At 69.1% G+C, this 21,545-nt stretch carries 17 protein-coding genes; 16 read left to right on the plus strand and 1 reads right to left on the minus strand.

Features of this window, described 5'->3' with window-relative positions; genetic code table 11:
• The first annotated feature begins 35 nt into the window (after nucleotides 1-35).
• The 16 genes from RU09_RS08715 (at nucleotide 36) to RU09_RS08790 (ending at nucleotide 20,643) form a co-directional block, all read left to right on the plus strand.
• Nucleotides 36-653 (plus strand): rhomboid family intramembrane serine protease, encoded by a 618-nt coding sequence (locus RU09_RS08715; protein ID WP_231567497.1) that lies wholly within the window; start codon nucleotides 36-38, stop codon nucleotides 651-653.
• On the plus strand, nucleotides 650-1,408 hold the full coding sequence (locus RU09_RS08720; protein ID WP_231567498.1) for a hypothetical protein: 759 nt from the start codon (nucleotides 650-652) through the stop codon (nucleotides 1,406-1,408). The genes RU09_RS08715 and RU09_RS08720 overlap by 4 nt, the downstream gene beginning before the upstream one ends.
• A gap of 60 nt (nucleotides 1,409-1,468) precedes the next feature.
• Nucleotides 1,469-3,592 carry a phosphate acetyltransferase gene (gene pta, locus RU09_RS08725; RefSeq protein ID WP_042539630.1) on the plus strand — a complete coding sequence of 708 codons (2,124 nt, stop codon included), beginning with the start codon at nucleotides 1,469-1,471 and terminating at the stop codon, nucleotides 3,590-3,592.
• Nucleotides 3,589-4,809, plus strand: a complete 1,221-nt coding sequence (locus RU09_RS08730) for an acetate/propionate family kinase (protein ID WP_042539632.1) — start codon at nucleotides 3,589-3,591, stop codon at nucleotides 4,807-4,809. Before pta ends, RU09_RS08730 begins: the two co-directional genes overlap by 4 nt.
• Before the next feature lie 105 nt (nucleotides 4,810-4,914).
• A complete protein-coding gene (locus RU09_RS08735) occupies nucleotides 4,915-5,721 on the plus strand; it encodes an HAD family hydrolase (RefSeq protein WP_042539634.1) in 807 nt (268 codons plus the stop codon).
• Nucleotides 5,718-8,222, plus strand: coding sequence for a glycoside hydrolase family 65 protein (locus RU09_RS08740; protein ID WP_042539637.1), 2,505 nt, complete (start codon nucleotides 5,718-5,720; stop codon nucleotides 8,220-8,222). The genes RU09_RS08735 and RU09_RS08740 overlap by 4 nt, the downstream gene beginning before the upstream one ends.
• A 2-nt stretch (nucleotides 8,223-8,224) precedes the next feature.
• Nucleotides 8,225-9,304 (plus strand): DUF2207 family protein, encoded by a 1,080-nt coding sequence (locus RU09_RS08745; RefSeq protein ID WP_042539639.1) that lies wholly within the window; start codon nucleotides 8,225-8,227, stop codon nucleotides 9,302-9,304.
• A gap of 104 nt (nucleotides 9,305-9,408) precedes the next feature.
• The gene (locus RU09_RS08750) at nucleotides 9,409-11,823 is read left to right on the plus strand and encodes a DNA polymerase III subunit gamma and tau (protein WP_197065987.1); all 2,415 of its coding nucleotides are present in this window, start codon (nucleotides 9,409-9,411) and stop codon (nucleotides 11,821-11,823) included.
• Nucleotides 11,823-12,416, plus strand: coding sequence for a recombination mediator RecR (gene recR / locus RU09_RS08755; RefSeq protein ID WP_042539643.1), 594 nt, complete (start codon nucleotides 11,823-11,825; stop codon nucleotides 12,414-12,416). The genes RU09_RS08750 and recR overlap by 1 nt, the downstream gene beginning before the upstream one ends.
• A complete protein-coding gene (locus RU09_RS08760) occupies nucleotides 12,413-13,351 on the plus strand; it encodes a DMT family transporter (RefSeq protein WP_052492911.1) in 939 nt (312 codons plus the stop codon). Before recR ends, RU09_RS08760 begins: the two co-directional genes overlap by 4 nt.
• A 202-nt stretch (nucleotides 13,352-13,553) precedes the next feature.
• The gene (locus RU09_RS08765; RefSeq protein WP_042539694.1) at nucleotides 13,554-14,837 is read left to right on the plus strand and encodes an aspartate kinase; all 1,284 of its coding nucleotides are present in this window, start codon (nucleotides 13,554-13,556) and stop codon (nucleotides 14,835-14,837) included.
• A 268-nt stretch (nucleotides 14,838-15,105) separates the two neighbouring features.
• Nucleotides 15,106-16,176 carry an aspartate-semialdehyde dehydrogenase gene (locus tag RU09_RS08770; protein WP_042539645.1) on the plus strand — a complete coding sequence of 357 codons (1,071 nt, stop codon included), beginning with the start codon at nucleotides 15,106-15,108 and terminating at the stop codon, nucleotides 16,174-16,176.
• An 83-nt stretch (nucleotides 16,177-16,259) separates the two neighbouring features.
• On the plus strand, nucleotides 16,260-17,732 hold the full coding sequence (locus RU09_RS08775) for a malate:quinone oxidoreductase (protein ID WP_042539648.1): 1,473 nt from the start codon (nucleotides 16,260-16,262) through the stop codon (nucleotides 17,730-17,732).
• A 7-nt stretch (nucleotides 17,733-17,739) separates the two neighbouring features.
• On the plus strand, nucleotides 17,740-18,393 hold the full coding sequence (locus RU09_RS08780; protein WP_042539650.1) for a thymidine kinase: 654 nt from the start codon (nucleotides 17,740-17,742) through the stop codon (nucleotides 18,391-18,393).
• Between the two features lie 257 nt (nucleotides 18,394-18,650).
• Nucleotides 18,651-19,373 (plus strand): FadR/GntR family transcriptional regulator, encoded by a 723-nt coding sequence (locus RU09_RS08785; protein ID WP_042539652.1) that lies wholly within the window; start codon nucleotides 18,651-18,653, stop codon nucleotides 19,371-19,373.
• A 10-nt stretch (nucleotides 19,374-19,383) separates the two neighbouring features.
• On the plus strand, nucleotides 19,384-20,643 hold the full coding sequence (locus RU09_RS08790; protein WP_042539654.1) for an alpha-hydroxy acid oxidase: 1,260 nt from the start codon (nucleotides 19,384-19,386) through the stop codon (nucleotides 20,641-20,643).
• Between the two features lie 12 nt (nucleotides 20,644-20,655).
• Here the strand turns inward: RU09_RS08790 and RU09_RS08795 are convergent, their stop codons facing one another.
• Nucleotides 20,656-21,501 carry a DUF1295 domain-containing protein gene (locus RU09_RS08795; RefSeq protein ID WP_042539656.1) on the minus strand — a complete coding sequence of 282 codons (846 nt, stop codon included), beginning with the start codon at nucleotides 21,499-21,501 and terminating at the stop codon, nucleotides 20,656-20,658.
• Between the last annotated feature and the right edge of the window lie 44 nt (nucleotides 21,502-21,545).

Consider the following 21,545-nt stretch of genomic DNA (forward strand, 5'->3'; position numbering starts at 1 on the left):
AGCGTCCTCCGGGCCAGTCCTGACAGGATCGTGACGTGACAAGGCCAGATGTGATCAGCACCGCCGATTCCCCGCGCTCCAGTGCTCTCGGTCGTTTCGCAGCGCCTCTTCTGCTCGTCGCCCTGATGTGGGCTGTGCAGCTCGTCGACGCGGTCCTCCCCGGCTCTTTCACGGGCTTCGGGCTCCGGTCGTGGGATCTCTCGGGCCTCGGCGGCATCGTCGTCGGTCCTCTTCTGCATGCGGATTGGGCGCACCTGATCGGCAACACCGTGCCGCTTCTCGTGCTCGGCTGCCTCGTCGCGGTCGAGGGCGCACGCCGGTTCTGGACCGTCACCGCGTTCGCCGCCGTGATCGGCGGCCTCGGCACGTGGCTCGTGAACTCCCCGGGGGCGTTGACGGTCGGGGCGTCGGGCCTCGTCTTCGGATACTTCGGATACACCGTGATGCGGGTCTTCGCGCCGGGAAGAGTGGCACACCGCGTTCTCTACGCGATCGTCGCGCTCATCGTCATCGGCCTCTACGGCGGATCCATGCTCGCGGGCGTCGTCGGCGTGCGCGAGGGCATCTCGTGGCAGGCGCATCTGTTCGGCGCGATCGGCGGCGGCCTCGCCGCGTTCGTCGGCAGAGGCAGCACCACGACCCGAGGCTCATGAGCACGACCAGGAGCACCCGAGGAGCCGCGACTCGCAAGAAGCCGGCCGGAAAGAAGCCGGCCGGAAGGAAGCCGGCCGGCAGAAAGCCGACAGCCAGGAAGTCGGCGAGAGGGAAGGCGCCGACCCGTCTGAGCTCGCACACGCGTCGTGCGTCGCCGCGTCGTCGAGCGCAGCAGCGGATGCGCCGAGCGAAGCTGCTGCGTCGCATCGCGTTGTCCGTCGCGGCCGTGATCGTCGTCGCGCTCGCCGCGGTGCTGATCCCGCTGGGGCTCGCTCACGAGAAACCGCTGGCGATCTGCATCACCGATCCGACCACGTTCCCCGAGTCTGGCGTGGCGGGGTGGCAGGGCGAGCAGCTCGAGAATGCCGCGACCATCATGCAGACGGCGACCGCGCTCGGCTTCGGTCGCGACGGTCAGATCCTCGGGGTGATGACGGCGATGGGGGAGAGCAGCCTGAACAACATCGATTACGGAGACTGGGAGACGATCGGGTTCACCAACCCCGACGGCAGCCGAACGACGAGCATCGGACTCTTCCAGCAGCAGCACTGGTGGGGGTCGGCCGAGCAGCGCATGGACCCGGCGACCGCCGCGACGCTGTTCTACGAACGTCTCGCGAGGGTGCCCGACTGGCAGTCGATGGATCCGTCCCTCGCGATCCACCGGGTGCAGATCAACGTCGACCCCACCTACTACACGCGCTACGCGTCGGATGCCACGGCTGTGGTCGACGCTCTCTCCAGCCCCTGCTGAGCGTTTTCGCACGGCTGTCAACCCAGCGAGATCATGAGGTCGTGCACCTAGGGTGGAGCTGTGGCGCAGAGCATATACATCACCTCGGCCGAAGGCCATACAGGCAAGTCGACCATCGCCCTCGGTGTGCTCGATGCGCTCATGCGCGTCACGCCCCGGGTCGGCGTCTTCCGTCCGATAGCGCGGTCGGTCACCGAGCGCGACGACGTGCTCGAGCTGCTGCTCGCGCACGACGGAGTGCACCTCGACTACGAGGACTGCATCGGCGTGACCTACGACGATGTGCGTGACGATCCCGACCGGGCGCTCTCGACGATCGTCGCTCGGTTCAAGGCCGTCGAGGCGCAGTGCGACGCCGTGGTCATCATCGGCAGCGACTACACCGATGTCGCCAGCCCCGCAGAGCTCGGGTACAACGCCCGGATCGCCGCGAACCTGGCTGCGCCCGTGCTGCTCGTGCTGAGCGGTCGCGATCAGCAGCGTCAGGCCGAGCAGCTGGGAACCACCACCGCCCGCACTCCCGCCGCGGTCGGGCAGATCGGGGCGCTCGCGCTCTCCGAACTCGAGGTCGAGCGCGCCGAGCTGTTCGCGGTGATCGTGAATCGAGCCGACCCCGAGCAGCTCGACGGGATCGAGGAGGCGGTCGCAGCGGTGCGTCCGCAGAAGACCACGCCCGTCTGGGCGATCCCCGAGGACCGCACGCTGGTGGCGCCGTCGATCGACGGCATCCTCGCGGCCGTCGACGGCCGGCTCATCAAGGGCGACCCTGATCGTCTCGGCCGCGAGGCCCTGACGATCGTGGTCGCGGGCATGTCGATGGTCAACGTGCTTCCCCGGCTCACGGAGGAGTCGGTGGTGGTGATCCCCGCCGACCGCACCGAGGTGCTGCTGGCGACGCTGCTCGCCGATGCCTCCGGCACGTTCCCGCGGGTCGCGGGCATCATCCTCAACGGCCCTTTCCCTCTTCCCGAGCCGATCGTGCAGCTGCTCGACGGCTTCACCTCGACCGTGCCGATCATCGCGACGGACCTGGGCACCTACGACACCGCGGTGCGCGTGATGGGAGCGCGGGGTCGCATCTCTCCCGAGTCCCGCGGCCGCTACGATCGCGCGCTGGGGCTCTTCCAGACCCATGTCGACATCGCCGAGCTCACCACCCAGCTGGGGCTCGCCGAGTCGCGCGTCGTGACTCCGCTGATGTTCGAGTACGGACTCATCGAGCGCGCACGCTCCGACCGTCGGCGCATCGTGCTGCCGGAGGGCGATGACGATCGCATCCTCCGCGCGGCCGCCACTCTGCTGGCGCGCGAGGTCGCGGACCTCACGATCCTCGGCGACGAGTCGGCGATCCGGGCGCGCGCCGTCGAGCTCGGCGTCGACATCTCGGCGGCACAGGTGATCAGCCCGACCGATCCCGAGATGGTCGAGCGCTTCGCGACGGAGTATGCGCGGCTGCGCGCGCACAAGGGCATCACACTGGCACAGGCGGCCGACACCGTCACCGACGTCTCGTACTTCGGAACGATGATGGTGCACCTCGGGCTCGCCGACGGCATGGTCTCGGGCGCCGCCCACACGACAGCACACACCATCCGTCCGTCGTTCGAGATCATCAAGACGAAGCCGGGAGTCACCGTCGTGTCGAGCGTCTTCCTCATGGCGCTCGCCGACCGCGTGCTCGTGTACGGCGACTGCGCGGTGATCCCGGATCCGACCAGCGAGCAGCTGGCCGACATCGCGATCTCGTCTGCGGCGACCGCGCAGCAGTTCGGCATCGAGCCCCGCATCGCGATGCTGTCGTACTCGACCGGGGAATCGGGATCGGGCGCCGACGTCGACAAGGTCCGCGCGGCCACCGCCCTCGTGCACGAGCGCGCCCCGGAGCTGCTCGTCGAGGGGCCGATCCAGTACGACGCCGCCGCAGACGCCGCGGTGGCGAAGGCGAAGCTCCCCGACTCCGCGGTGGCCGGCCGCGCGACCGTCTTCGTCTTCCCCGACCTCAACACCGGCAACAACACCTACAAGGCCGTGCAGCGCTCGGCGGGCGCCGTCGCGATCGGCCCGGTGCTGCAGGGGCTCAACAAGCCGATCAACGACCTGTCGCGCGGTGCGCTGGTCGACGACATCGTCAACACCGTGGCGATCACCGCCATCCAGGCGCAGTCCGAAGGAGCGACGGCGTGAGCGCGATCCTCGTCATCAACAGCGGGTCCTCGTCGCTCAAGTACAGCCTGATCGACATCGAGAACGAGAACGAGCTCGCCGCAGGGCTCATCGAGCGGATAGGTCAGGACCTCAGCGCGGTCCGGCACACGGTCCGTCCGGACACCACTGCGGATGCGGTCGTGGCGATGCTCGACGCCTCGTACGACTCCGAGCGCCCCGTCGCCGATCACGGCGCGGCCTTCACGGTGATGCTCGAGCAGTTCGCCGAGCATGGTCCGCTGCTCGACGAGCATCCTCCGGTCGCGGTCGGTCACCGCGTGGTGCACGGCGGGGCGCGGTTCTATGCGCCGACGCTCGTGACTCAGAACGTCGAGGAGCAGATCGAGGAGCTCTCGGTGCTCGCCCCGCTGCACAACCCGGCGAACCTGGCCGGGATCGTCGCGGCGAAGGCGGTGTTCTCCGGCGTGCCGCACGTCGCCGTGTTCGACACGGCCTTCCACCAGACCCTCCCTCCGGCCGCCTACACGTACGCGATCGACGCCGAGCTCGCCGCCGAGCACCGGGTGCGTCGATACGGATTCCACGGCACGAGCCACCAGTTCGTGAGCGAATCGGCCGCCGCGTTCCTCGAACGCGACCTCGGCACACTGCGGCAGATCGTCTTCCACCTCGGCAACGGCGCATCGGTGACCGCGATCGACGGTGGACGATCGGTCGAGACGTCGATGGGGCTGACGCCGCTCGAAGGGCTCGTGATGGGAACCCGCTCGGGAGACCTCGACCCCGCGGCGCTGGTGCATCTGTCGCGGAGAGCCGGATATTCGATCGACGATCTCGACGTGCTCCTGAACTCGCGCAGCGGCCTGAAGGGACTCGCGGGGCACAGCGACATGCGCGACATCCTCGCGGGCAGGGATGCCGGAGACGCGGCGTCGACGCTCGCGTTCGACGTCTACATCCACCGCCTGCGCGCCTACGCGGGGTCGTACATCGCCCAGCTCGGCGGGGTCGACGTGATCTCCTTCACCGCGGGGGTCGGCGAGAACGCGGCCGTCGTGCGCGCAGAGGCGATGGCCACGCTCGGATTCGCCGGGGTCGAGATCGATCAGGGGCGCAACACCGCGCGGCAGCGCGGCATCCGACGGATCTCCACCGACGACTCGCGGGTCACCGTGCTCGTCGTGCCCACCGACGAGGAGCTCGAGATCGCGAGACAGACCTCTCGCATGCTCTGATCGACACGCCTCGGGGGTTACCGCCCGGCGCCGGGCCGCACTACGCTTGCACAGTGGCACGGAGAGGTGCCGGAACAACCCCTCGTCCTTCTCCTGGAGGCTCCTGTGCCCGAAGCTCTGCCCGATCCGCTCCGCGCCGAAGGCGTCCTGTTCGACCTCGACGGGGTGCTGACGCCGACCGCCGAGGTGCACATGCGCGCGTGGAAGGTCGTGTTCGACGACGCGTTCGAACGCTGGGGGATCACGCCGGCGTACTCGGACGCTGACTACTTCGACTACGTCGACGGCAAGAAGCGCTATGACGGCGTGGCGAGCCTGCTGCGCAGCCGCAACGTCGAGATCCCCTGGGGAGCGGTCGACGACCCGCCCGAGGCCGAGACGATCTGCGGCATCGGCAATCGCAAGAACGCCGCATTCGCCGAGTCCCTGCGGGGCGAGGGCATCGCACCGTTCCCCGGCTCGCTGGCGCTCGTCGAGAAGCTGCACGCGGCCGGCATCCCGATCGGCGTCGTCTCCAGCTCCAAGAACGCCGAAGAGGTGCTCGCCGCCGCCGGCCTCCGCTCGTTCTTCCGCGTCGTGGTCGACGGTGTCGTCGCAGAACGCGACAACCTCGCCTCGAAGCCCGCCGCCGACATGTTCAGCGCCGGTGCCGCGGCGCTGGGCGTGGATCCCGCCCGCAGCATCGCCGTCGAGGATGCCACCTCGGGAGCGGCCTCCGCGGCCGCAGCCGGGTTCGGGGTCGTCGTCGGCGTCGACCGCGGCACCGGAGCCGACGCGCTGCGCGCCGCCGGTGCCACCGTCGTCGTCAGCGATCTCGACGTGTTCGTCGACACCGCCGCCGACGAGGGTGCGCGCTCCGATTCAGACTCCGCCGACCAGGACACCCGCTCCGACAACGAGGACCCCGCATGATCGACCGCGACCGCTTCCCCGTCGACCCCTGGCGACTCATCGAGACGCGATACTCCGAAGACGGAGTGGCCGAGACCCTGTTCGCCGTCGGCAACGGCTACCTCGGGCTCAGGGGCAACCACATCGAGGGTCGTGGTGCCCATGAGCACGGCACCTTCATCAACGGTCTGCACGAGACCTGGCCGATCCGGCACGCCGAGCAGGCGTACGGCTTCGCCGAGGTCGGGCAGACGATCGTCAACGCACCGGATGCCAAGGTCATGCGCGTGTACGTCGACGACGAGCCGATCTCGTTCGACGAGGCCGACGTGCGCGAGTACCGCCGCACGCTCGACATGCGCACCGGCGTGCTCGAGCGCGTCGTGGTGTGGGAGACGCCGTCGGGCAAGCGCGTGCGCATGCGCGATGAGCGCATCGTCAGCTTCGAGGAGCGTCACCTCGCCGTGCTCCGTCTCGAGGTCGTCGTCGAGAACGCCGACGCCCCCGTCACCGTCAGCTGCCAGATGATCAACCGCCAGGACGGCGCCGGCGTCTACGCGGGCACCCCCAACCAGGCGAAGGGCGGATTCGATCCGCGCAAGGCCGAGAAGATCGCCGAGCGCGTGCTCGAGCCCGGCGAGTACTGGCAGGACGGATTGCGCTCGGCGCTGTCGTACAGCGTCGCCGACTCCGGAATGACGGTCGCCGTCGTCGCCGATCACATCATCGAGACCGAGAACGACTACACGTCGCGCACGCTGATCGAGGCCGACATCTCGAAGAACGTGTTCCGCGTGCAGGCGAAGGCCGGAGTGCCCATCACGGTCACCAAGCTCGTCAGCTACCACACCTCCCGGGGCGTGCCGGCTCGCGAGCTCGTCGATCGCTGCCGTCGGTCGCTTGACCGCGTCGCCGTCGAGGGCGTCCAGGCCCAGTTCGACCGGCAGGCCGAGTGGCTCGCCGCCTTCTGGGGCCGCAGCGATGTGCAGATCGGCGGTCACGACGACATCCAGCAGGCGACCCGCTGGTGCCTCCTGCAGCTCGCTCAGGCGTCGGCGCGCGCCGACGGAACGGGTGTGCCTGCGAAGGGCGTCTCGGGATCCGGATACAGCGGCCACTACTTCTGGGACACCGAGATCTATGTGCTCCCGTTCCTCACCTACACGTCGCCGCAGTGGGCGCGCAACGCGCTTCGGGCGCGAGTGCTCATGCTGCCTGCAGCCCGCCGAAGGGCCGCGCAGCTCAATGAGGCGGGCGCGCTGTTCCCCTGGCGCACGATCAACGGCGAAGAGGCGTCGGCCTACTACGCGGCCGGCACCGCTCAGTACCACATCAACGCCGACGTCAGCTTCGCGCTCGGCAAGTACGTGCGTGCGACCGGCGACGAGGACTTCCTGCGCCGTGAGGGCATCGACATCGCCATCGAGACGGCTCGCCTCTGGGCCACGCTCGGCTTCTGGCGCACCTCGCGGCTCGTCGCCGACACGAAGGACGACGACGGCATCGAGACCTTCCACATCCACGGCGTGACGGGGCCTGACGAGTACACGACCGTGGTCAACGACAACCTCTACACGAACGTCATGGCGCGCTACAACCTGCGCTACGCGGCGAGGGTCGTGCGAGAGGCGCAGGAGGTCGACGGCGAGGAGTTCGCCAGAGTCGTCGAGCGCACCGGGCTCGCCGAGGGCGAGGCGGAGGGATGGGAGCGCGCCGCCGACGCGATGTTCATCCCGTTCAGCGAGAGCCTCGGCATCCACCCGCAGGACTCGCTGTTCCTCGAGCGCGAGGTATGGGATCTGGCCCACACGCCGAAGGAGCAGCGCCCGCTGCTGCTGCACTTCCACCCGCTCGTCATCTACCGGTTCCAGGTGCTCAAGCAGGCGGATGTCGTGCTCGCACTGTTCCTGCAGGGCAACCACTTCACGCCGGAGGAGAAGAAGGCGGACTTCGACTACTACGACCCGCTGACCACCGGTGACTCGACGCTGTCGGCGGTCGTGCAGTCGATCCTCGCCGCCGAGGTCGGCTACCAGGATCTCGCTCTGCAGTACTTCCGCCAGTCGCTGTTCGTCGACCTGCACGACCTGCACCACAACGCGGCAGACGGCGTGCACGTCGCCTCCGCCGGTGGCGTGTGGACGGCTCTCGTGTGCGGCTTCGGCGGCATGCGCGACTACGCCGGCGAGCTCAGCTTCGACCCGCGGCTGCCCGCCGACTGGCCGTCGCTGTCGTACCCGCTGCAGTGGCAGGGGTCCGCATTGCAGATCACGCTCACGACGGACGAGCTGCGTGTCCGCGTGGACAGCGGAGACCCGGTGTCGTTCACGGTGCGCGACGTCGCATACATCGCCACGGCCGATCGCGAGGTCGTCGTGCCGCTCGCGGACCAGGGCCCGCTGATCCCCGGCCGCCCGTCGCTGCGACAGTTCGCGGACGCTCTCCGTGAAGACGGGACGCGCCTGTCGGCATCCGTCCCGGTGATCACGACCGCGATCCCCATCATCGAATCGATCGACTGAGGGTGCTGATCACTGCAGCGCTGTTCGGGCTGGCGCCCGCGCTGCTCCTGCTGGTGCTCGCCGTGGTCGAGCGTGCGCGCTCCGCGCAGCGCGTGGCGTCGCCCGGGGCGCGGTTCACGCCCGCAGAGGGCGCGACCGTGCTGTACGACGCACTGCTGCTGAATGCGGATCGGAAGGCGGTCGCCGCCGCTCTGATCGACCTGGCCGTGCGCCGCAAGGTGCGGCTGCTGGTCGATGCAGATGCGGCGGAGTCGGGCGGGTCGCGAAAGCGTGCGCCTGTCGGCATGGAGATCGTCGACGGCGCGACGTTCACGCCCGAGGAGCTCAGCGTCCTCGAGGCGCTGTTCGGTCCGGATCACACTCCGGGGCGAGTGCGACGGTTCAGCTCGGATGCTCGGGCGCTGCACCGCCGAGTGCGCGGAGTCCTCGACGAGACGGAGAAGCGACTCGCGTCCGCGGGGCTCATCGCCCGGGGACGACGCGGGTGGGCCACGTTCCTGATCCGCGTCGCTGCCGTGCTGGTGATCGGGGTCTGCCTGCTCCTGCTCGTCGCCGCCTGGGCGGTGAGCGAACCGGGAGCCGCGCTCTACGTGGTGCTGATCGCCGGTCTGGTCGTCGCGATCGCCGCCATCGCGGTCGCACCGCGGCCGTGGCGCCGATTCCGCCCGGCCGCGCAGCCGATGCGCGCGCATCTCGCCGGGATGCGCGAGTACATCGCCCTCGCCGAGGCGGAGCCGCTGCGGTTCTCGCAATCCGCCGGGGGAGCAGAGCTGAGGGCGGATGTCTCTGCTGAGGCCTCGAGCGCACGACTCCAGAGGTTCCTGCTCAACGAGCGACTGCTGCCCTATGCGGTGCTCTTCGGCCTCGAACGATCGTGGACGGCTGTGCTGCAGACCGAGTCGCGGGAGCTGTGCGTCGCCGAGGGGATCGATGGCGCCATGGAGGTGGCGGGGGCCGTGATCGACGTGATCGAGCTCGTGGGCGGCGTCGTGCATCTCGTGAGCGCGGTCGGCGAGCTCGTCGACGCGACAGGTGGGGTCGTCGAAGTCGTCGGCGGCGTCTTCGAGGCCGTGTCTTCCTGATTCCTCGCCGCTCGTCGGCGGCCTGAGCGGCGCGTCGGGGATCGCCCGCACGATCGTCGGCGCCCGGCTGCCGGAACGTCCGTGGCACGCCGTAGGCTGTTCTGGTGACCACAGCCCTCTACCGCCGCTACCGCCCCGAGTCGTTCGGCGAGATGATCGGGCAGTCCCAGGTGACCGAACCTCTGATGACCGCCCTCCGCGGCGACCGTGTCGGCCACGCGTACCTGTTCTCCGGACCCCGTGGATGCGGAAAGACGACGTCTGCGCGCATCCTCGCCCGCTGCCTCAACTGCGCGGAGGGGCCGACCGATGTGCCCTGCGGCACCTGCCCGAGCTGCGTCGAGCTGTCGCGCGCCGGCGGCGGATCACTCGACGTCGTCGAGATCGATGCGGCCAGCCACAACGGCGTCGACGATGCCCGCGACCTGCGCGAGCGGGCGACGTTCGCTCCCAGCCGCGACCGTTACAAGATCTTCATCCTCGACGAGGCGCACATGGTGACGCCGCAGGGGTTCAACGCTCTCCTGAAGCTCGTCGAAGAGCCGCCGGAGCACGTCAAGTTCATCTTCGCGACGACCGAGCCCGAGAAGGTTCTCGGCACCATCCGCTCGCGCACGCACCACTACCCGTTCCGTCTGGTGCCGCCGGCCGCGATGCTCGAGTACGTCGAGAAGCTGTGCGGTGAAGAGGGCGTGGTCGCTGAGCGCGGCGTGCTGCCCCTGGTGGTTCGGGCAGGCGGCGGCTCCCCGCGAGACACGCTCTCGCTGCTCGACCAGCTGATCGCCGGGTCCGATTCGCCCGCGGGCTCCGAGACGGTGACCGTCGCCTACGAGCGCGCGGTCGCTCTCCTCGGCTACACGCACGCGGCGCTGCTCGACGAGATCGTCGACGCGCTCGCCGCCGCCGACGCGGCCGCGGCGTTCCCCGCCATCGACCGCGTGGTGCAGACCGGCCAGGACCCGCGTCGTTTCGTCGACGACCTGCTCGAACGCCTGCGTGACCTCATCGTGATTGCCGCGGTCGGCGCCGGGGCATCCTCCGTGCTTCGCGGCATCGCCGACGACGAGCTCGCTCGCATGCGCACCCAGGCGGACTCCTTCGGATCGGCGCGGCTGTCGCGCACGGCTGACATCGTCAGCGCCGCGCTCGACGACATGTCGGGCGCCACGTCGCCCCGACTGCACCTCGAGCTGATGGTCGCTCGTGTGCTGGCATCAGGAGGGGGAGCGGAGACGGCCGCCGCCGTCCCGTCCGCGCAGAGTGCCTCCGCGGCACCGGCACGCGCGACGGTTCCTCCTGCTGCGGGGACTCAGCCCGCTGCCGCTCCCCGTGCTGCGGCTGTCCAGCCCGCTGCGGCCGGTGCGCCCGCTGCCGGGACCCAGCGCGTCGCCGAGTCGGCCGACGTCGGGTCTGCTGACGTCGGGTCGGACGCCGTGGCTGAGACCGCGGTGGTCGAGAACGCGGTGGTCGAGAACGCGGACGCCGAGCCCGCGGCATCGGGTGACGCGACATCGACGCCGCCGGCCGCACCGACCGCCGAGACCGCCCCGCCGTCGGGGCCTGTCGCGTTCGAGCAGATCACCGCCGCCTGGCCGGCCGTGCTCAAGCGACTCGAGAGCGTCAGCCGCACGTCGTGGCTGCTGGCCACCGCCGTGCAGCCACTCGCGTTCGTCACAGAGACCGAGGTGCTCACCCTCGGCTTCGCCAGCCAGCACGACGTGGCGAAGTTCAAGGGGACGACGCCGGGTTCCGGTCCGTCCGACCATCTGCGCGGAGCCATCGAGCAGGAACTCGGTGTGCGCGTCAAGTACCTGCCTGCGCCGATGCCCGCGGGTGGTGCGCCTCGCCAGCCCTCGTCGCCCTCGGCGGCGCGCCCGACAGATGACGCGCCCGCATCGGAGCCTGCGTCAGCGGGTTCACAGCGCGCTCAGCCCTCGCCTCCGCAGACTTCTTCTGCTGACGTACAGCGCGCTGAGACGCCCGCTGCTCGGACGTCGCAACCTCAGGCACACGGTGCGTCCGCCGCTCCGGTGACCGAATGGGCGGTCGCGTCGATCCCGGCATCCGAGGTCGCAGTGCCCGTGCCGGTGGCAGCTCCGGCACCCGCCGCGGCGACGACCGCGCAGGCCGCTCCTGCCTCAGCGCCGATGGCGACACCGACGACCCCCGGCGACGATCGGCCCTCCGGAGGAGACGAGCCGCCGCCTCCCCTCGACGACGAGCCGCCCTATTTCGACGACGAGCCGCCCTACGACCCGTCTTACGAGCCTGCGCCCACATCGCAGGCCGCACCGGCGGCCGCCCGCGCGCAGTCGGCGTCTCCCTCCGCATCCGCGGGGCAGACGCCCGTGCAGGCAGCCCCGGTGCGCAGAGTGGCTTCGGCCGCAGCAGCCCCGGTGATCACCGAGCGCACCCCCGCCGGGGGAGTCCAGCGCTACGGTGAGGCCGTGATCCGCCAGGTGCTCGGCGCGACGTTCGTTCGCGAAGAGCCCTACGAGCCCCCGACGAGGTTCTCCTGATGTATGACGGAATCGTCCAGGAGCTGATCGACGAGTTCGGCCGGCTCCCCGGAATCGGCCCCAAGTCCGCGCAGCGCATCGCATTCCACATCCTGCAGACGCCGACGTTCGACGTCGCGCGGCTCGCCGAGCTTCTCGTCGAGGTGCGGGTGCGGGTGCGTTTCTGCGAGATCTGCGGCAACGTCTCAGAGCAGGATCGCTGTGCGATCTGCCGCGATCCCCGACGCAATACCGCCCTCATCTGCGTGGTCGAAGACGCGAAGGACGTCGCCGCGATCGAACGCACCCGCGAGTTCCGTGGCCTCTACCACGTGCTCGGTGGTGCGATCAGCCCGATCGCCGGCATCGGGCCGGACGACCTGCGCATCGCGCAGCTGATGTCTCGTCTCGCCGATGCCACGGTGCAAGAGGTCATCCTCGCGACCAACCCCAACCTCGAGGGTGAGGCGACGGCCAGCTATCTCAGCCGCCTGCTCACCACCATGCAGATCACGGTGTCCCGCCTCGCTTCCGGCCTTCCGGTCGGCGGCGACCTCGAGTACGCCGACGAGGTCACCCTCGGCCGCGCATTCGAGGGCCGGCGCGTGCTGTGAGCACCCAGGGCGGCTTCACACGACGCGGCTGGCTGCTCTTCGGGGCCATGGCGCTGCTGTGGGGTGTGCCCTACCTGTTCATCAGCATCGCGGTCGAGTCGCTCTCGCCTCCCGTCATCGTCGCTGGGCGCACTCTCATCGCGGCCCTGCTGCTGCTGCCGTTCGCTCTCCGAGGCGGTGCGCTGAGAGCGGCGTGGAAGCACTGGCCCTGGGTGCTCGCCTTCGGGCTCGTCGAGATGGCCGGCCCGTTCGTGCTGCTCGGTCACGCCGAGATGACCCTGCCCTCCGGCATGACCGGTCTGCTCGTCGCCACCGTGCCGCTGTTCGCCGCCCTCATCGCCCTGGGCGGAGGAGACCGGGGCGTGCTGCGCCCGGCACGCGGGATCGGTCTTCTCGTGGGCTTCATCGGCGTCGCGATCGTCGTCGCCGGCCCAGGACTCTTCGGCGGCGAGGTCAGTCTGCTCGCGGCCGGCGAGGTGCTGCTGGTCGCCATCCTCTATGCGATCGCGCCCTTCATCGTCGCGCGCAAGCTGAACGACGTCCCCTCGCTCGGCACCATCACGCTGTCCCTGCTCATGATCGGCGTGATCTATCTGCCCATCGGTCTGCTCACGCAGCACGAGGTGCCCACGCTTCCCTCGATCTTCGCGCTCCTGGCGCTGGCCGTCATCTGCACCGCTGTCGCCTTCCTGGCGTTCTTCGCGCTCATTCGTGAGGTCGGCCCTGTTCGTGCGCCGCTGTTCACCTACGTCAACCCGGTCGTGGCGATCGTCCTCGGGGCGATCGTCCTCGCCGAGCCCCTGACCCCGGGACTGCTCCTCGGATTCCCGCTCATCATCGTGGGCTGCTGGTTCGCCGCCACGGGCGGACGCCTCCGCCCGCAGGCATCCGCCGGCCCCGCTCTGGCCGCCACACCACTTCCGCCGGCTCCCTGACCTCTTCGCCGCCGAGCACGCCTTCGGATGCCGTGGCCTACGCGCCGCGGCGTGACTCCAGAGGCCGACCTCTACGTCACGAGGTCCGAAACTGTGCCGGCCCACCCCTGACTTCGCCCGCAGCGTCACATGCGACGAAGCGCATATGCGCCGATCGTAGAATGAGGGTGGGCGGATCCGCCCGACATCCCAGGGAGTGAACGTGGCCCTCATCGTGCAGAAGTACGGCGGCTCCTCAGTCGCCGACGCAGAGAGCATCAAGCGCGTCGCCAAGCGCATCGTGGACACGCGACGAGCGGGGCACGACGTCGTCGTCGCCGTGAGCGCGATGGGCGACACGACCGACGAGCTGCTCGATCTCGCCAACGAGGTCGCGCCGATCCCCGCCCCGCGCGAGCTCGACATGCTGCTCTCGAGCGGTGAGCGCATCTCGATGGCGCTGCTCGCCATGGCCATCCACTCGATGGGCTTCGAGGCGCGTTCGTTCACCGGCAGCCAGGCCGGAATGATCACCGACTCGCAGCACGGCGCGGCGCGCATCGTCGACGTCACGCCCGTCCGCCTGCGCGAAGCCCTCGACGAGGGGGCGATCGTCATCGTCGCCGGGTTCCAGGGCTTCAACCGCGACACCCGCGACATCACCACGCTCGGTCGTGGCGGCTCCGACACGACGGCCGTCGCCTTGGCCGCGGCCCTCGATGCGGATGTCTGCGAGATCTACAGCGACGTCGACGGAATCTTCACGGCTGACCCGCGCGTCATCCCGAAGGCGCAGAAGCTCGACCACATCGGCAGCGAGGAGATGCTCGAACTCGCCGCCAACGGCGCCAAGGTGCTCTACATCCGCGCCGTCGAGTACGCACGCCGCCACGGCGTCCTGATTCACGCCCGTTCGACGTTCTCGTCGTCCGAGGGCACATACGTTCTGGGCGAGGGCATGAAGAACCCTCGCGAAGCCGAGGGAGCAGCAGCCATGGAAGAACCGATCGTCGCCGGTGTCGCCACCGATTTCGGCCAGGCCAAGATCACTGTCGCGGGCGTCCCCGACGTTCCGGGCAAGGCCGCGGAGATCTTCAAGATCGTCGCCAGATCGGGTGCGAACGTCGACATGATCGTGCAGAACGTGTCGGCCACCGGCCGCACCGACATCTCGTTCACGGTTCCCAAGGCCGACTCGGCCGCGGCGCTCAAGGCGCTCGCGGGAGAGCAGACCGAGGTCGGCTTCCAGAACCTCGTGCACGACGACCAGATCGGCAAGCTGTCGGTCGTGGGCGCCGGCATGCGCACGCACTCCGGTGTCTCGGCGGTGCTGTTCGAAGCGCTGTCGGCCGGGGGCATCAACATCGAGATGATCTCGACCTCCGAGATCCGCATCTCGGTCGTGCTCCGAGACACAGACCTGGCCGAGGCCGCCCGCACCGTGCACACCGCATACGGACTCGACGGCGACGCCGAGGCGACCGTCCACGCCGGCACCGGCCGCTGATCGAGCACGGACGGCGGGGATCTCCCCGCTGGGCTGACGCTCCGCCCGGGTACTGACCGCCGGGCGGGAATCATCCAGCCGGTCGTGCCGCGCCAGCCAGCCGGTCGTACGGCCGCCGGCCAGCGGGTCGGCGGCCTCGACGGTCCTCGACCGGCGCACGGCACGATAGACTCACCGAAACCCTGACATCGGCGCCAGGCGCGGCATCCGCACCCCGACGTCGCGCCCGAAGCCTCGCATGCAGCACTGCACGACGCCAAGGAACATCATGACCCGCATCTCCGACTCAGGACTCTCCGTCGCCATCGTGGGCGCCACCGGCCAGGTGGGCACCGTGATGCGCGAGATTCTCATCGAGCGATCCTTCCCGATCCGCGAGCTGCGCCTGTTCTCGTCGTCGCGCTCGGCGGGCACGGCCATCGAGTTCGGCGGAGCGACGGTCATCGTCGAAGACGTCGAGACCGCGGATGCCGGGGGCATCGACATCGCCCTCTTCTCGGCCGGTGCGACCGCCAGCCGCGCGTACGCTCCGCGATTCGCCGAGGCCGGAGCCGTCGTCGTCGACAACTCCAGCGCCTGGCGCAACGACCCCGAGGTTCCGCTCGTCGTCAGCGAGGTCAATCCGCATGCGATCGACGACCGCCCTCGCGGCATCATCGCGAACCCGAACTGCACGACGATGGCCGCGATGCCGGCGCTGAAGGCCTTGGATGCCGAAGCCGGCCTCGAGCGGCTCATCGTCTCGACCTACCAGGCCGTCTCCGGCTCCGGTCTCGCCGGTGCGCAGGAGCTCCTCGGCCAGGTCGAGGGCGTGCTCGCCCAGGGCGACACACTGCGTCTCGTGCACGACGGCTCGTCCATCGACTTTCCCGAGCCCGAGAAGTACATCGCCCCGATCGCCTTCGACGTCATCCCGTTCGCGGGCAACCTCGTCGACGACGGCCAGAACGAGACCGACGAAGAGAAGAAGCTGCGCAACGAGAGCCGCAAGATCCTCGAGCTTCCCGATCTGCGCGTCGCCGGCACCTGCGTGCGTGTGCCGGTCTTCACGGGCCACTCCCTCTCGATCAACGTCGAGTTCGCGAGAGACATCACCCCCGAGCGCGCCACCGAGGTGCTGTCCGCAGCGCCCGGCGTCGTCCTCGAAGAGGTGCCCACCCCGCTGCAGGCCGCGGGCAAGGACCCGAGCTTCGTGGGCCGCATCCGCGCCGACCAGTCCGCACCCGAGAACAAGGGTCTCGTGCTGTTCATCAGCAACGACAACCTGCGCAAGGGCGCGGCGCTGAACGCCGTGCAGATCGCCGAGATCCTCGCCGAGCGCCTGGCCGTCATAGCCTGACCGCATCTCCGTCATGCGGAACCGGTCTGGTCAGGCCGGCCCGCGTGGTCAGCAGTGCCGTGACCTCGAACTAGACTGTTCCGGTGACCGAAACCGTCGATGTCGTCTTGATCGGTGGTGGCATCATGAGCGCCACCCTGGGTACCCTGCTGCACGAATTGCAGCCGGATTGGAAGATCGTCGCCTTCGAGCGACTCTCCGATGTGGCTCAGGAGTCGTCCAACCCCTGGAACAACGCGGGCACAGGCCACGCGGCCCTCTGCGAGCTGAACTACATGCCGCAGCAGAAGGGTGCTCCGCTCGACCCGGCCAAGGCCGTCTCGATCAACGAGCAGTTCCAGCAGAGCCGCCAGTTCTGGTCGTCGCTGGTCGACAGGGGAGTGCTCGACGCGCCGTCGACCTTCATCAACGCGACCCCGCACATGACGTTCGTCCGCGGTGAGAAGGACGTCAAGTACCTCAAGGACCGCTACGAGGTCCTCAAGAAGCAGCCGCTGTTCGACGGCATCGAGTACAGCGAGGATTCGCGCGTCATCAACAAGTGGGCACCGCTGCTGATGCAGCAGCGCCGCAAGGGCGAGCCGTTCGCCGCGACTCGGGTGCCCGCGGGCACCGATGTCGACTTCGGCGCGCTGACGCACCAGCTGTTCGATCACCTCACCGAATCGGGTGTGACGCTGCGCACCAACCACGAGGTCAAGAGCCTGAAGAAGCAGAAGGACGGCACCTGGCTCATCAACTACCGCACGACCATCGGGCGCACGCCGAACCAGATCAAGGCGCGCTTCGTGTTCGTCGGCGCGGGCGGCTGGGCTCTCAAGCTGCTGCAGCGGTCGGGCATCCCCGAGATCAAGGGGTACGGCGTGTTCCCGATCGGCGGGCAGTTCCTCAAGACCTCGAACCCGAAGATCGTCGCCCAGCACAAGGCCAAGGTCTACTCGCAGGCGTCCGTCGGAGCACCGCCCATGTCGGTGCCGCACCTCGACACGCGCGTGGTCGACGGCGAGGCCTCGCTGATGTTCGGGCCGTTCGCGACGTTCAGCCCCAAGTTCCTCAAGAACGGCTCGATGCTCGACATCGTGTCGCAGGTGCGCACGCACAACCTGTGGCCGATGCTGCGGGTCGCCTTCGCGAACCCCGACCTCATCACCTACCTGGTCGGCGAGCTGCTCAAGAACCATGCGAAGAAGGTCGACAGCCTGCGCACGTTCATGCCGACCGCGAAGGACGAGGACTGGACCCTCATCGACGCAGGTCAGCGCGCCCAGGTCATGAAGAAGGATCCCAAGAAGGGCGGCATCCTGCAGTTCGGCACCGAGGTCGTCTCGGCTGCCGACGGCTCGATCGCCGGTCTGCTCGGTGCGTCGCCCGGTGCCTCCACTGCCGTGCCGATCATGCTCGATCTGCTCAAGAAGTGCTTCCCGGACGAGTACCCCGGGTGGGAGTCCAAGCTGCGTGAGCTCATCCCCACGTTCGGCGAGCAGCTGAACAAGGATCCAGAGCTGGCGGCGAAGTCCACCGCGGCGACAGCGGCCACTCTCGGTATCAACGAGTAGCTCCCCGGTGGCGAAGCTCTACTTCCGCTACGGGGCGATGAACTCGGGCAAGTCCACCTCGCTGCTCCAGGCCGCGTACAACTACGAGGAACGCGGTCAGCACGTGCTGCTCGCCAAGCCCGCGATCGACACCAAGGGCGCATCCGAGATCGCGAGCCGTCTGGGCGTCACCCGAGAGGTCGACTTCCTCATCGCCCCCGATGTCGACGCCCGTGCGCTGTTCGCCGAGCATCGGACGGCGGTGCGCAGCGCGGCTGCAGGTGAGCACCTCACAGGTGGAGCGCTCGACGTCGCGTGCCTTCTGATCGATGAGGCGCAGTTCCTCACCTCTGAGCAGGTCGACGATCTCTTCCGCATCGCGATCGAAGACGGCATCCCGGTGATCGCCTACGGGATCCGCAACGACTTCCTCACCCACGCGTTCCCCGGCTCCGCGCGGCTGCTCGCCATCGCGCACTCTCTCGAAGAGCTGAAGACCATCTGCCGCTGCGGGCGCAAGGCCGTCTTCAACGGCCGGGTGGTCGGCGGGCGCTTCGTCTTCGACGGCGATCAGGTCGCCATCGACGAGGGCGCCGACGGGTCGGCGGCGCCGGAGATCACCACGTACGAGTCGCTGTGCGGTGCGTGCTACCTCGAGGAGTCCGGCGGGCGCCTGGGCTGAGAGCCCGCTCGACAACTCGGCGCAGCGCGTCCGGTGGACGCTGTGCGCTGGTTCTGTGTGCCGTGACGACGGGCTGCCGTCCACAGTTCAGCATGAGCTCTCGCGGAATCACGTGCCGCGGCCCGATGCGGCCGCGATCGCGGCGTTCCTGCTGAATTGTGGACGGCGATTGCGTGGTCTGACCACACGCGCTACTGTGGTCAGACCACACAGGGCGCCTTGCTGACGCCACCGAACGCGAACGACGAGGAGAGTGGATGCCGGAGCAGCCTGCTCGCGCCTGGCGCCTCGTGCTCGAGCACGTCGAGCGAGATCTCCTCGACGGGCGAATCGGCCCCGGCGATCGACTCGCCTCCGAACGCGACCTCGCCGCCGACCTCGGGGTCGGCCGCTCCAGCGTTCGCGAGGCTCTGCGCGTGCTCGAGGTGATGGGCCTGATCCGCACGTCCACCGGCTCAGGGCCGCAGTCCGGTGCGATCGTGATCGCCACGCCGACCGGCGGCATGTCGACGCTGCTGCGTCTCCAGGTCGCCGCACAGGGATTCCCGCTCGCGGATGTGGTGCAGACCCGTCTGCTGCTCGAAGACGCCGTGGCCGCCGCGCTGGCAGGTCAGGATGCCCCCGATCTCGTCGGCGCGCACCGAGTGCTCGAGGCGATGGACGCCCACGCGCTCACGCCCGCCGAGTTCCTCGCGCTCGACGCACAGCTGCACCTCGCACTCGCCGAGTCCAGCGGCAACACCGTGGTCGCGGCGATCATGGCGGGGCTGCGCACGGCGATCGAGTCGTATGTGCAGCAGGGCGCCGCCGCGATCGACGACTGGGGCGCCATGGCTGACGTCCTCCGCGCCGAGCACCGGGCCATCATCGACGCCATCGAAGCGGGCGACGCCACGACGGCCCGGTCCCTCGTGCGCGCACACATCACCGGCTACTACACCGCGGCGGGGCTGACCCGCAGCACCCGACCCACTGACTGAGAGGAAAGCCATGGTCCAGCGCCAGGTTCCCAACCCCGCAGAGCTTCTCGACCTGATGAAGTTCAAGAAGCCCGAGTTCAACGGCAAGAAGCGCCGTCTCGACTCGGCGCTCACGATCGAAGACCTGCGCACGATCGCGAAGCGTCGCACCCCGAAGGCGGCGTTCGACTACACCGACGGCGCGGCCGAGGGCGAGCTGTCGCTCACGCGTGCTCGGCAGGCGTTCCAGGACGTGGAGTTCCACCCCGGCATCCTTCGTCCGGCTCCGTCGGTGGATACCTCGGTCGACATCCTCGGCGGCCCGTCGGCTCTGCCGTTCGGCATCGCCCCGACCGGGTTCACGCGTCTCATGCAGACCGAGGGCGAGGTCGCCGGTGCGGGGGCCGCAGCGGCGGCCGGCATCCCGTTCACGCTGTCGACGCTCGGCACGACGTCGATCGAGGGCGTGAAGGCCGCCAACCCGCACGGCCGCAACTGGTTCCAGCTCTACGTCATGCGCGATCGTGAGATCTCTTACGAGCTCACCCGTCGTGCAGCGGTAGCGGGCTTCGACACCCTGCAGTTCACGGTAGACACGCCTGTCGCCGGCGCGCGGCTGCGTGACAAGCGCAACGGCTTCAGCATCCCGCCGCAGCTGACTCTCGGCACGATCATCAACGCGATCCCTCGGCCATGGTGGTGGTACGACTTCCTCACGACGCCCAAGCTCGAGTTCGCCTCGCTGAGCACCACCGGCGGCACGGTCGGCGAGCTTCTCGACGCCGCCATGGACCCGACCATCAGCTACGACGACCTCGCCGTGATCCGCGACATCTGGCCCGGCAAGATCGTGATCAAGGGAGTGCAGAACGTCGAGGACTCGATGCGGCTGCGTGACGCCGGCGTCGACGGCATCGTGCTCTCCAACCACGGCGGGCGCCAGCTCGACCGCGCGCCCATCCCGTTCCACCTCCTTCCCGAGGTCCGCAGGGCGGTGGGCGACGACTTCACCGTCATGGTCGACACCGGGATCATGAACGGCGCGGACATCGTGGCGGCGGTGGCGCTCGGCGCGGACTTCACCCTGATCGGTCGCGCCTATCTCTACGGCCTCATGGCGGGTGGGCGTGCGGGTGTCGATCGGACGATCGAGATCCTGCGCACCGAGATCGAGCGCACCATGCGGCTTCTGGGCGTCGCCTCGCTCGCCGAGCTCGAGCCCTCGCACGTCACGCAGCTCACCCGCCTCGTGCCGGTGACGCGCACGGCCTCCGACGCGGTGGTGCGCTGACGTCCTTCGGAGTCAGGCCGCGGGCTCGGTGACCGGCCGCGCCCGCGGCGGCCAGGGGATGAGCATCGACGTGCTGCGGCGATAGTCGGCGTACGCCGGGTACTTTCCTGCAGTGATGGACTCGGTGAAGATCGTCGACCCGACGAACAGGACGCTGAGCAGGATCGGGCCGATGATCGTCCAGTTGATCGCGCCGCCGAGAAAGCCTGCACCCGATGCCACGGCGGCGCTCGCCCCGATCGCGTAGAGCACCCACCACTGGCTCTGCTCGAAGAAGAAGTTGGGGTGGCGGCTGTAGCGGAACAGTCCCTCCGTGGCGAAGCCAGGGGCCAGTGTGCCACCGGCCTGCTTCTTTCGCCGGTGGAACTCCCACTGCTCGCGGTCGGCGAGCGTCTCGCCGACCAGCAGCGCGAGGAAGAGGGCGCCGAAGACGAGGTCCCACGCGTTCAGCGGGGCGGGGTTCCGCAGCGCGATCTCGGCGGGAAGAGTGATCAGCACGAGCAGCGTCATCTGGTAGACGACGATGAACAGCAGATTGAAGATCTGGAACTGCCAGGGCTTCATCCGGCGCCGCAGGATCGCCCATCGGTAGTCCTCCATGCCCGTGTACCCGCCCTTGCGGGCGAAGTTGAACGTCAGCCGCACACCCCACGCGGTCACGAGGGATGCCATCAGCACCAGGCGACCGGCATCCTCTCCGCTCGCGATGGCCGATCCCGCGAAGATCCAGAGGTAGACCACGGGCACGATCGACCACGCGCGGTCCACCCAGGAGGTGTCACGGGTGACGAGCGAGAGCAGCCAGCATGCCGCGCTCGCGACGGCTGCGGTCCAGACGACGATCAGCAGCGGTTCCATATCGACATGCTAGAACTCCTCCGCGCGGGGTGCGCGGATGCTGA

Source organism: Microbacterium sp. MEJ108Y (genome assembly GCF_000834175.1).
In the GTDB taxonomy this organism is placed as follows: Bacteria; Actinomycetota; Actinomycetes; order Actinomycetales; family Microbacteriaceae; genus Microbacterium; species Microbacterium forte.